This is a genomic window from Pseudomonas sp. BN607 (genome assembly GCF_029871175.1).
Classification (GTDB): Bacteria; Pseudomonadota; Gammaproteobacteria; order Pseudomonadales; family Pseudomonadaceae; genus Aquipseudomonas.
Genome location: NZ_SSOE01000023.1, coordinates 109,346 through 121,427, shown reverse-complemented (window position 1 = coordinate 121,427; position 12,082 = coordinate 109,346). Strand labels below are relative to the sequence as shown.

At 63.2% G+C, this 12,082-nt stretch carries 9 protein-coding genes; 6 read left to right on the top strand and 3 right to left on the bottom strand.

The features are described 5' to 3' along the window. Window positions 1–241 precede the first annotated feature (241 nt). The 3 genes from E8E68_RS04645 to E8E68_RS04635 are packed head-to-tail and all read right to left on the bottom strand — an operon-like array spanning window position 242 to window position 3,299. Window positions 242–1,222: an alpha-L-glutamate ligase-like protein gene (locus E8E68_RS04645; RefSeq protein WP_110745008.1), complete on the bottom strand. Its 981-nt coding sequence runs from the start codon at window positions 1,220–1,222 to the stop codon at window positions 242–244. Continuing rightward, window positions 1,222–2,757 (bottom strand): inactive transglutaminase family protein, encoded by a 1,536-nt coding sequence (locus tag E8E68_RS04640; protein WP_266030340.1) that lies wholly within the window; start codon window positions 2,755–2,757, stop codon window positions 1,222–1,224. Before E8E68_RS04640 ends, E8E68_RS04645 begins: the two co-directional genes overlap by 1 nt. Window positions 2,758–2,762: 5 nt before the next feature. Continuing rightward, on the bottom strand, window positions 2,763–3,299 hold the full coding sequence (locus E8E68_RS04635; RefSeq protein WP_110745010.1) for an ATP-dependent zinc protease: 537 nt from the start codon (window positions 3,297–3,299) through the stop codon (window positions 2,763–2,765). Window positions 3,300–3,605: 306 nt separating this feature from the next. Between E8E68_RS04635 and E8E68_RS04630 the strand changes: the two genes are divergently transcribed. The 6 genes from E8E68_RS04630 (at window position 3,606) to prpD (ending at window position 12,061) form a co-directional block, all read left to right on the top strand. After that, on the top strand, window positions 3,606–4,322 hold the full coding sequence (locus tag E8E68_RS04630) for a GntR family transcriptional regulator (protein ID WP_266030339.1): 717 nt from the start codon (window positions 3,606–3,608) through the stop codon (window positions 4,320–4,322). Then, window positions 4,319–5,209: a methylisocitrate lyase gene (gene prpB / locus E8E68_RS04625; RefSeq protein ID WP_110745012.1), complete on the top strand. Its 891-nt coding sequence runs from the start codon at window positions 4,319–4,321 to the stop codon at window positions 5,207–5,209. Before E8E68_RS04630 ends, prpB begins: the two co-directional genes overlap by 4 nt. A 62-nt stretch (window positions 5,210–5,271) precedes the next feature. Further along, on the top strand, window positions 5,272–6,399 hold the full coding sequence (gene prpC, locus E8E68_RS04620) for a 2-methylcitrate synthase (protein WP_110745013.1): 1,128 nt from the start codon (window positions 5,272–5,274) through the stop codon (window positions 6,397–6,399). Window positions 6,400–6,560: 161 nt separating this feature from the next. Then, window positions 6,561–9,149, top strand: a complete 2,589-nt coding sequence (gene acnD / locus E8E68_RS04615; protein WP_110745014.1) for a Fe/S-dependent 2-methylisocitrate dehydratase AcnD — start codon at window positions 6,561–6,563, stop codon at window positions 9,147–9,149. Between the two features lie 65 nt (window positions 9,150–9,214). Next, window positions 9,215–10,405, top strand: coding sequence for a 2-methylaconitate cis-trans isomerase PrpF (gene prpF, locus E8E68_RS04610; protein ID WP_266030337.1), 1,191 nt, complete (start codon window positions 9,215–9,217; stop codon window positions 10,403–10,405). Between the two features lie 171 nt (window positions 10,406–10,576). Next, window positions 10,577–12,061 (top strand): 2-methylcitrate dehydratase, encoded by a 1,485-nt coding sequence (gene prpD / locus E8E68_RS04605; RefSeq protein ID WP_047604059.1) that lies wholly within the window; start codon window positions 10,577–10,579, stop codon window positions 12,059–12,061. Window positions 12,062–12,082: the final 21 nt, after the last annotated feature.

Genomic DNA, 12,082 nt, shown 5'->3' with positions numbered 1-12,082 from the left:
TTCGCGGGGCAAGCCCGCTCCCACAGGTACCCCCACAGTTCCAACCCCACAGGTCCAACCCCGCAGGCTTGAGGCTGATGCAGTACCTGGGGAAACAACTGGCTTGCTGAATTTCTAGACGCTAGCGCAATCCCTGTGGGAGCGGGCTTGTCCCGCGAACACGGGCGAAGCCCGTGCCATCCACCAAGGCGTCGGTTTCGGGGGCAAGTTGCCCCCCACAGGTGGGAGCGGCCCGGCGCTGTCAGCCGGGATGCACGTGCCCGAATAGCCCCTGCGACACTTTCACTCGCTGCTCCGCGTCTTCGGTAACGCCATCTTTGGCCAGCGCCTCGATGTGCGCTTCGATGGCGTGGGTGCGCTGGGTCAGGCCGCAGTCGTTGGCAATCTGGATGTTCAGGCCCGGGCGGGCGTTGAGCTCCAGAATCAGTGGGCCTTTGTCCTGGTCCAGCACCATGTCCACACCGATGTAACCCAGCCCGCACAGCTCATAGCAACCGGCGGCCAGCTTCATGAAGCCGTCCCAGTTCGGCAACTGCACGCCGTCCACCGCGTTAGTGGTGTCCGGGTGCTTGCTGATGATGTTGTTCAGCCAGGTGCCGCGCAGGGTCACGCCGGTGGCCAGGTCGACCCCGACGCCGATGGCGCCCTGGTGCAGGTTGGCCTTGCCGCCTGACTGGCGGGTCGGCAGGCGCAGCATGGCCATTACCGGGTAGCCCATCAGTACGATGATGCGGATGTCCGGCACACCTTCGTAGCTGATGCTCTTGAAGATCTGGTCCGGGGTCACCCGGTATTCGATCAGCGCGCGGTCGCGGTGCCCGCCCAGCGAATACAGGCCGGTGAGGATGCTCGAGACCTGATGCTCGATTTCCTCGTGGCTCATGATCTTGCCCGAGACCGTGCGGTAACGGTCCTCGAAGCGGTCGGCAATCACCAGGATGCCGTCACCGCCAGCCCCTTGCGCCGGCTTGATGACAAAGTCGCTGCGGCCGCCGATGATCTCGTGAAGCTTGTCGATCTGCTTCTCGGTCTCGATGATGCCGTACATTTCCGGCACATGGATGCCCGCCGCCAGGGCGCGCTCCTTGGTGATGATCTTGTCGTCGACGATCGGGTACAGGTGGCGCTTGTTGTACTTCAACACGTAGTCCGCGTTGCGCCGGTTGATACCCATGATGCCCCGGGCCTCCAGGGCTTTCCACGTCTTGATCAGGCCAAACATCAGGCGTCAGCCTTCTTCAGGAATGCCTTGAAGCGCACGAGCTCGGTCAGGCGGTAGCCGCGGTAGCGGCCCATTGCCAGCATGAAGCCCACCAGGATCAGCAGCACGGCAGGGAAGGTGAACACGAAGTACACCAGCTCCGGCACCATCATCAGCAGGTGTGCCAGCGAGGCGGCGAACAGGGTGCCGATGGCCACTTTCATGGCATGGCCGCCACCACGCTCTTCCCAGGTGATCGACAGGCGTTCGATGGTCATGGTCAGGATCACCATCGGGAACAGCGCCACCGACAGCCCGCGCTCCAGGCCCAGCTTGTGGCTGAACAGGCTGATGGCCGCGATCAGCACCACGACGAAGGTCAGTACCACCGACAGGCGTGGCAGCATTTGCAGCTTCAGGTGTTCCAGGTACGAGCGCAGCGACAGGCCGAGTGCCGTGATTACCGTGAACAGCACGATACCGAAGCCCAGCTGGGTCTCGCGGAAGGCCAGGGCGATCAGCACCGGGGTGAAGGTACCCAGGGTCTGCAGGCCGATCAGGTTGCGTAGCACCAGGATCACCAGCACGCCGATCGGGATCATTACCATGATCATGAAGGTTTGCTGGGTTTGCAGTGGCAGACCGTACAGCGAGTACTCGAGGAAGTCGGCGTCGGTGTTCTCGTCGGTCAGCTTGGCCAGGCGGATGGCGTTCATCTCGCTGTTGTTCATGCTGAAGGTGACGTTGGCCTTCTTGCCGCCATCGACGGTGATCAGGTTGTCGTCACCCGTCCACCACAGCAGGCGGTCGCTCGGCAGGCCTTGCTCGCCAGTGTCCGGGTTGAAGTACAACCAGTCGCTGCCGTTGAAGCTGCGCAGCCACAGTTCCGGGGTTTGCGGGGTGTCGGCCACCAGGCGGATAGTGTGCACCTTCTCCATCGGCACGTGGGCGATGGACAGCAGCAAGTCGATGACCTGGGCCTTCTTCATCGGCGAAGTGTCACCGGCGAGCAGCAGCTTGACGTTGTCGTCGTTGAGGTTATTGACCCGCTTGATGGTCTCGCTGACGAAGGTTTCGACGTCGGCCGAGTGCTGGCGGATCGGTGCCATCAGGGCTTCGGCAGCGATCTTTTCGGGGCCCTCGATGGCCAGGCTGTCACGGAAGGTCGGCCCTTTGACCGTGGTCTTCTCGTTGCTGTAGCGCTTGGTCAGCACCAGGCGATAGTAGAGGGTCTGGTTGCCGCTGGCGCGACGGGCCGACCAGGTCACCTTGCGGTTGCCGTCGGCACGGTTGACGCTGACCCCGTAGTTGTTGGAGATGAAGCTCTCGTTGAGGCTGACGTAGTCGCGGTTCAGCGGTGGCACGAACATCTGCACCTTGACCGGGTCCTTGGTGCTGGCCACGAATTCGACCTTGGCGTCGATATTCCACAGGTCGTCGGTTTCATCTTCGGTCACCGGGATGCCGAGGAAGAAAATCTGATAAGCCGTGACGGCCACGCCCAGCAGCACCAGCACGGTGATCAGGACTTTCAGATGGAGGGTAAGAGAGCGCATCGGGATTACTCTGCTTTGGGAGCGTCGGTGGCACAGGCAGGTTTGCCGGCCGCGTATTTAAGGCTTGGATCAACCAGTGCGTCGAAGTGCTTGAGGGCCTCGGAACCGATCAGCAGCGGGAACTGGAAGGCGCTGCGGTCGGTGAGGTTGACTTCGATGGTACGTACGGCCTGGCCCATGCATATTTCGAGTTCGATGACCGGGCGGGCAGTGTAGGCCTTGCCCGAATCGGCATCATAGTCGCCGGCCCGGCGCTTGATCTTGCTGACACGTGCCAGCGGACGTTCGATCGGGTGTGAGTGGGCGGCGTCGATGGCCAGGTAGAAGCGCACCCAGCTTTCGCCATTGCGCTTGAACCGCTTGATATCGCGGGCACTTAGCGATGCGGTCTTGGCACCGGTGTCGAGCTTGGCGGCCACTTCCAGGTCCAGGTCGCCCAGTCGTGCATATTCGTTGAGACCATACACGGTCTTGCCCGCCGCCTGGCCAATGGCCGGTAGCAGGGTGAGGCATAGCAGCAATAAAACGGGTGTAAGTCTCATAATCCTGGCGCGGTGCAGTGCAAGGTTCTAGGCAAGGTTCAGGTCAAGGTGACTGGCAACTACTGCGCAAGCTTCCTCGTTCATCTGTCAACAAGCATCAATGAATGACAGACAGGCTATCCATACCCCATCGGAGGCGCGGCATTCTATCACGCCGACGTCTTGACGCCAGCGGTGCGCGATATGACAGCGCATGGCCATCGTTAGTTCGTTCTTAGACGATTGTCGACAATATTGATTTTGTCTTTGACTTGAATGGCTTGATTCGCTAATTTCAGCGCTATGGATTTTCAAGGTGTCGACAATATGCAAGACCTTTCCACCCCTGCCGCGGCGCTGACAGACGAAACGGAAACCTTGTCCGAAAACGTCTTCCGGCGCATCCAGGCGGCCATCGTCAAGGGTGAAATCGCCCCCGGCAGCAAGATTTCCGAGCCTGAGCTGGCGCGTACCTACGGTATCAGCCGCGGCCCGCTGCGCGAGGCCATCCACCGCCTGGAGGGGCAGCGCCTGCTGGTGCGTGTGCCGCATGTGGGGGCGCGGGTGGTTTCGCTCAACCACGCCGAGCTGATCGAACTGTACGAAATCCGCGAGTCGCTGGAGGGCATGGCCTGCCGCCTGGCCGCCGAGCGCATGAGCCAGGCCGACATCGACGAGCTGCGCCGGGTGCTCGATACCCACGAGCGTGATGCTGCGTTTCAGGCCGGCGTAGGTTACTACCAGCAAGAAGGCGACTACGACTTCCATTACCGGATCATCCAGGGTAGCGGCAACCAGACCCTGGTGAAGATGCTCTGCGGCGAGCTGTACCAGCTGGTGCGCATGTACCGCATCCAGTTCTCTGCCACGCCCAACCGGCCGCGCCAGGCTTTTGCCGAGCACCACCGCATTCTCGATGCCATCGCCGACCGTGACGGCGAGCTGGCCGAACTCCTGATGCGCCGGCACATCGGCGCGTCCAAGCGCAATATCGAGCGTCATTACCTGGACGCCCACAACAACAGCCCACGAGGTGAGAAATGACTGTGAAGAGCACCCCTGGTCAGCGTTTCCGCGACGCCGTTGCCGCTGAACACCCGCTGCAGGTGGTTGGCGCCATCAATGCCAACCATGCCCTGCTGGCCAAACGCGCCGGCTTCAAGGCCATCTACCTGTCCGGTGGTGGCGTGGCCGCGGGCTCCCTGGGCCTGCCAGACCTGGGCATCAGCGGCCTGGATGACGTGCTGACTGACGTGCGCCGCATCACCGACGTGTGCGACCTGCCGCTGCTGGTGGATGTCGACACCGGCTTCGGTGCCTCGGCCTTCAACGTGGCCCGCACGGTGCGCTCGATGAGCAAGTTCGGCGCAGCAGCGATCCACATCGAGGATCAGGTAGGCGCCAAGCGTTGTGGCCACCGGCCGAACAAGGAAATCGTCACCCAGCAGGAAATGGTCGACCGCATCAAGGCAGCCGTCGACGCCCGTACCGATGACAGCTTCGTGATCATGGCGCGTACCGACGCCCTGGCGGTCGAAGGCCTGAATGCCGCTCTGGACCGTGCCGAGGCGTGCATCGAGGCAGGTGCCGACATGATCTTCCCGGAAGCCATCACCGAACTGCAGATGTACAAGACCTTCGCTGACCGGGTGAAGGCCCCGATCCTGGCGAATATCACCGAATTCGGCGCCACGCCGCTGTACACCACTGAAGAGCTGGCCTCGGTCGACGTGTCGCTGGTGCTGTACCCGCTGTCGGCATTCCGCGCCATGAACAAGGCGGCCGAGAACGTGTACACCGCGCTGCGCCGCGACGGCACGCAGAAGAACGTGATCGACACCATGCAGACCCGCATGGAGCTCTACGATGCCATTGGCTACCACGCCTTCGAGCAGAGCCTGGATGCGCTGTTCGCCCAGAAGAAAGGTTGAGCCAGCCGCTCCCGAATTAGCCAGATCGCTTCCTATAACAAGTTCAAGAAAGGAGAAACACCATGGCCGAAGCAAAAGTACTCAGTGGCGCAGGCCTGCGCGGCCAGGTGGCCGGCCAGACCGCACTGTCGACCGTGGGCCAGGCCGGTGCCGGGCTGACCTACCGGGGTTACGACGTGCGTGACCTGGCAGCCGATGCCGAGTTCGAAGAAGTCGCCTACCTGCTGCTGTACGGCGAGCTGCCAACCCAGGCTGAACTGGCCGACTACAAGCGCAAGCTCAAGGGCCTGCGTGACCTGCCGCAAGCACTGAAGGAAGTGCTGGAGCGCATTCCGCGCGACGCCCACCCGATGGACGTGATGCGCACCGGTTGCTCGGTGCTCGGCACCCTCGAGCCCGAACTTACCTTCGAGGCCCAGCGTGACAAGACCGACCGCCTGCTGGCGCTGTTCCCGGCCGTGATGTGTTACTGGTACCGCTTCACGCATCATGGGGTGCGCATCGATTGCACCAGCGATGAAGACACCCTCGGCGGCCATTTCCTGCACCTGCTGCACGGCAAGAAACCGAGCGAGCTGCACGTCAAGGTCATGAACGTATCGCTGATCCTGTACGCCGAGCACGAATTCAACGCTTCGACCTTCACTGCCCGCGTCTGTGCCTCGACCCTGTCCGACCTGTACTCCTGCGTTACTGCAGCCATCGGTTCGCTACGCGGCCCGCTGCACGGTGGCGCCAACGAGGCAGCCATGGAGCTCATCGAGCGCTTCCAGAGCCCCCAGGAAGCCACCGCCGAGCTGCTGCGCATGCTGGAGCGCAAAGACAAGATCATGGGCTTCGGCCATGCCATCTACAAAGAGTCCGACCCGCGCAACGAGGTCATCAAGGGCTGGTCGAAGCAACTGGCCGATGAAGTGGGTGACAAGGTGCTGTACCCGGTTTCCGAGGCCATCGACAAGACCATGTGGGAGCAGAAGCGCCTGTTCCCCAATGCCGATTTCTACCATGCCTCGGCGTACCACTTCATGGGTATCCCGACCAAGCTGTTCACCCCGATCTTCGTCTGTTCGCGCCTGACCGGCTGGGCGGCGCACGTGTTCGAACAGCGTGCCAACAACCGCATCATCCGCCCGAGCGCCGAGTATGTCGGCGTCGAGCAGCGCCAGTTCGTACCGATCGAGCAGCGCTGAATAGCTATAGAGAGGCAACCCGTTCTCCTTGTGGGAGCGGGCTTGCCCGCGAATGCGCCCGGCCTTGCAACCACTGTGCAGCTGCTGACGCATTCGCGGGCCGCCCGCTTCCACAGGTACGGTAAAACCTTCCGAATCCTGTGACCGAGCCTGATTCCATGATGAACACTGCATACCGCAAGCACCTGCCAGGCACCGATCTGGACTACTTCGATGCCCGCGCGGCGGTCGAGGCGATCAAGCCCGGCGCCTACGACGGCCTGCCCTACACCTCACGCGTACTCGCCGAAAACCTCGTGCGCCGCTGCGACCCGGCCACCCTCGACGCCTCGCTGGGGCAACTGATCGAGCGCCAGCGCGACCTCGACTTCCCGTGGTTTCCGGCGCGCGTGGTGTGCCATGACATTCTCGGCCAGACTGCGCTGGTCGACCTCGCCGGCCTGCGTGACGCCATCGCCGACAAGGGCGGCGACCCCGCCCAGGTCAACCCGGTGGTGCCGGTACAGTTGATCGTCGACCACTCCCTGGCCGTCGAGTGCGGTGGCTTCGACCCGCAAGCGTTCGACAAGAACCGCGCCATCGAAGACCGCCGGAATGAAGACCGTTTCCATTTCATCAACTGGACCAAGAAGGCGTTCAAGAACGTCGACGTGATCCAGCCGGGCAACGGCATCATGCACCAGATCAACCTGGAGAAGATGTCGCCGGTTATTCACAACGACCACGGCGTGGCCTATCCAGACACCTGTGTCGGCACCGACAGCCATACTCCCCACGTCGATGCACTGGGCGTGATCGCCATTGGCGTGGGCGGCCTGGAGGCGGAAAACGTCATGCTCGGCCGCGCCTCGTGGATGCGCTTGCCGGAAATCGTCGGGGTCGAGCTGACCGGCAAGCTGGCACCGAACATCACCGCCACCGACCTGGTGCTGGCTTTGACCGAATTCCTGCGCAAGCAGAAAGTCGTGGGCGCCTACCTGGAATTCCATGGCGAAGGTGCGCGCGCCCTGACCCTGGGTGACCGCGCCACGATCTCCAACATGGCCCCGGAATACGGCGCCACGGCGGCAATGTTCGCGATCGACCAACAGACCATCGACTACCTGCGCCTGACCGGCCGCGAGGAGCAGCAGGTCAAGCTTGTGGAAACCTACGCCAAGGCCACCGGCCTGTGGGCTGACAGCCTGAGCGGCGCCGTCTACGAGCGCACCCTGAGCTTCGACCTGTCGAGCGTGGTGCGCAACATGGCCGGCCCGTCCAACCCGCATGCCCGCGTCGCCACCAGTGACCTGGCGGCCAAAGGCATCGCCGGCAGCTGGGAGGAAGTGCCGGGGCAAATGCCGGATGGCGCGGTCATCATCGCTGCCATCACCAGTTGCACCAACACCAGCAACCCGCGCAACGTGATTGCCGCAGGCCTGATTGCGCGCAATGCCAACAAGCTGGGCCTGACCCGCAAGCCGTGGGTCAAGTCGTCGTTGGCACCCGGCTCCAAGGCGGTGCAGCTGTACCTGGAGGAGGCAGGGCTGGAGAAGGAGCTGGAGCAGCTTGGCTTTGGCATCGTCGCCTTCGCCTGCACCACCTGCAACGGTATGTCCGGCGCCCTGGACCCGGTGATCCAGCAAGAAATCATCGACCGCGACCTGTACGCCACTGCCGTGTTGTCGGGTAACCGTAACTTCGACGGGCGTATCCACCCGTACGCCAAGCAGGCTTTCCTGGCTTCGCCACCGCTGGTGGTCGCCTACGCCATCGCCGGTACCATCCGCTTCGACATCGAGAAGGATGTACTGGGGGTGGTCGACGGCAAGGAGATCCGCCTCAAGGACATCTGGCCCAGCGACGAAGAAATCGATGCGGTGGTGCGTGCGGCGGTCAAGCCGGAGCAGTTCCGCAAGGTCTACATCCCGATGTTCGCCATCGAGGAAGACCGCGGGCCGAAAGTTGCGCCGCTGTATGATTGGCGCCCGATGAGCACCTATATCCGCCGCCCTCCCTACTGGGAAGGGGCCCTGGCCGGTGAGCGCACCCTGCGCGGCATGCGCCCGCTGGCGGTGCTGCCGGACAACATCACCACCGACCACCTCTCGCCGTCCAACGCGATCATGCTCGACAGCGCGGCAGGTGAGTACCTGGCGAAAATGGGCCTGCCGGAAGAAGACTTCAACTCTTACGCTACCCACCGTGGCGACCACCTGACCGCCCAGCGCGCCACCTTCGCCAACCCCAAGCTGTTCAATGAAATGGTGCGCAAGGAAGACGGCAGCGTGAAGCAGGGCTCGCTGGCGAGAATCGAGCCGGAAGGCAAGGTTACCCGTATGTGGGAGGCGATCGAAACTTACATGCAGCGCAAGCAGCCGCTGATCATCGTCGCGGGTGCTGACTACGGCCAGGGCTCGTCGCGCGACTGGGCGGCCAAGGGCGTGCGCCTGGCGGGTGTCGAGGCAATCGTCGCCGAAGGCTTCGAGCGCATTCACCGGACCAACCTGGTAGGCATGGGCGTGCTGCCGCTGGAGTTCAAGCCGGGCACCGACCGCAAGACCCTGGGCCTGGATGGCAGCGAGACCTATGATGTCCTGGGGGCGCGTACGCCACGGGCGACCCTGACCCTGGTGGTTACCCGCGCCAATGGCGAGCGCCTGGAGGTACCGGTGACCTGCCGCCTGGACACCGCCGAGGAAGTGTCCATCTACGAAGCGGGCGGGGTGCTGCAGCGCTTTGCCCAGGACTTCCTCGAAGCGACCGCCTGAGCATGAATCGGGGGCCGCTTTGCGGCCCCAGGGTATTTCACCGGACTATCAGGATGCCCAAGACAATGGCACATGTACCCCAGATCAAAATCCCCGCCACGTACATCCGTGGCGGCACCAGCAAAGGCGTGTTCTTCCGCCTGCAAGACCTGCCCGAGCAGGCGCAAATTCCAGGCCCCGCTCGCGACGCACTGCTGCTGCGGGTAATCGGCAGCCCCGACCCCTATGGCAAACAGATCGACGGCATGGGCGGCGCCACGTCCAGCACCAGCAAGACCGTGATCCTGTCGCAAAGCATCAAGCCCGAACACGATGTCGACTACCTGTTTGGCCAGGTCAGCATCGACAAGGCCTTCGTCGACTGGAGCGGCAACTGCGGCAACCTCTCTGCTGCGGTCGGTTCGTTCGCCATCAGCAGCGGCCTGGTCGACCCGGCGCGTATTCCGCGCAATGGCGTTGCCACCGTGCGCATCTGGCAAGCCAATATCGGCAAGACCATCATCGCTCACGTTCCGATCACCGAAGGCGAAGTGCAAGAGACCGGCGACTTCGAGCTGGACGGGGTCACGTTCCCGGCCGCCGAGGTGCAACTGGAGTTCCTTGACCCCGCCGCCGACGAGGACGGTGACGGCGGGGCTATGTTCCCCACCGGCAAGCTGGTCGATGACCTGGAAGTGCCCGGTGTGGGCACCCTGAAGGCGACGTTGATCAATGCCGGCATCCCGACCATTTTCCTCAATGCCGCCGACATTGGTTATAGCGGTACGGAACTGCAGGATGCCATCAACGGTGACCCCCAGGCGCTGCTGCGTTTCGAGACCATTCGTGCCTATGGAGCAGTGCGCATGGGCCTGATCGAAAACGTCGACCAGGCTGCCGGGCGTCAGCACACGCCGAAAGTCGCTTTCGTCGCGCCGCCGAGCACCTACACTGCGTCCAGTGGCAAGACGGTGCAGGCGGGCGACATCGATCTGCTGGTGCGGGCGTTGTCGATGGGTAAGCTGCACCATGCCATGATGGGAACGGCGGCGGTGGCAATCGGCACCGCAGCGGCCATTCCGGGTACGCTGGTCAACCTTGCTGCTGGTGGGGGTGAGCGCAGTGCCGTACGGTTCGGCCACCCCTCGGGCACCTTGCGGGTTGGGGCCCAGGCGCGCCAGGTGGAGGGTGAGTGGACGGTAACCAAGGCAATCATGAGCCGCAGTGCTCGCGTGCTGATGGAGGGCTGGGTTCGCGTGCCTGGCGATAGCTTCTAACGCACCACTGGCGCTCGGCTTTAGTTCGTTGGGGCCGCTTTGCGGCCCTTCGCGGGCTTGCCCGCTCCCACAGGGTAACCACTGGTTCTGAATGCTGTGGTCAATCTGTGGGAGCGGGCAAGCCCGCGAAGGGCTGCACAGCAGCCCCGGCAATTCTGAAGGGAGCTGGATATGAGCGCCAACGTAGACCTCAACGACCGCCCGGACTACGACCGGGTGCTGCAAACCTTGGCCGATTACGCCCTCGGCTACCGGGTCGAATCCCTCGAGGCCCTGGACACTGCGCGCAACTGCCTGATGGACACCCTCGGTTGTGGGCTGCTGGCCTTGCGCTTCCCGGAGTGCACCAAGCTTCTTGGCCCCCAGGTGGAAGGCACCGTGGTGCCCAATGGCGCGCGCGTTCCCGGCACTGCTTACCGCCTAGACCCGGTCAAGGCCGCATGGGACATTGGCTGTACGGTGCGCTGGCTGGACTACAACGACACCTGGCTGGCCGCTGAGTGGGCCCACCCCTCGGACAACCTCGGTGGCATCCTGGCGGTCGCCGATCACCTGTCGCAGAAGCATGTGGCCGCAGGCGAGCAGCCGCTGCTGATGCGTGATGTGCTCCAGGCCATGATCATGGCCCACGAAATCCAGGGCGTGCTCGCGCTGGAAAACGCCTTCAACCGCGTGGGCCTTGACCATGTGATACTGGTCAAGGTGGCCTCCACGGCCGTGTGCGCGAGGCTGATGGGCGCCAACCGCGAGCAGATGCTGAGCGCGCTGTCCCATGCCTTTGTCGACGGCCAGGCGTTGCGCACCTACCGCCATGCCCCCAACGCCGGGTCGCGCAAGTCCTGGGCTGCAGGCGATGCCTCCAGCCGCGGCGTGCGCCTGGCAGACATCGCCCTGCGCGGCGAGATGGGCGTGCCAAGTGTGCTCACGGCGCCGCAGTGGGGCTTCTACGATGTGTCGTTCAGCCATACCAACAAGGACCTGGCGCTCAAGCCTGCCGGCCAGTACGAGCTGCGCCTGCCGCAACCGCTGGGCAGCTACGTGATGGAAAACGTACTGTTCAAGGTCAGTTTCCCTGCCGAGTTCCACGCCCAGACGGCCTGCGAGGCGGCGGTGACCCTGCACCCCAAGGTGCGTAACCGCTTGCACGAAGTCGACCGTATCGTCATCACCACCCAGGAGTCGGCAATCCGTATCATTTCCAAGAGCGGGCCGCTGGCCAATGCCGCTGACCGCGACCACTGCCTGCAGTACATGGTGGCGGTGCCGCTGATTTTCGGGCATCTGGTAGCCGAGCAATATGAAGACGCCTTTCATGCCAACCACCCGAGCATCGACCGCTTGCGCGAGAAGATGGAAGTGGTGGAAGACCCGCGGTTCAGCCGTGAGTACCTGGAGCCAGACAAGCGTTCGATCGCCAATGCGCTGCAGGTGTTCTTCAAGGATGGCAGCAGTACCGAGCAGGTGGTGGTGGAATACCCGATAGGGCATCGGCGCCGGCGCGGGGAGGGCATACCACTGCTGGAGAGCAAGTTCAGGGCTAACCTGGCGACACGTTTTGCCCGGCAGCGGTGTCAGCAGATTGTCGAACTGTGCAAGGACCAGCAAACGCTGGAACAGATGGCGGTGCACAGGTTTGTGGATCTGTTCGTGATCTGAGCAGCGCGAGGCCTATCAAGG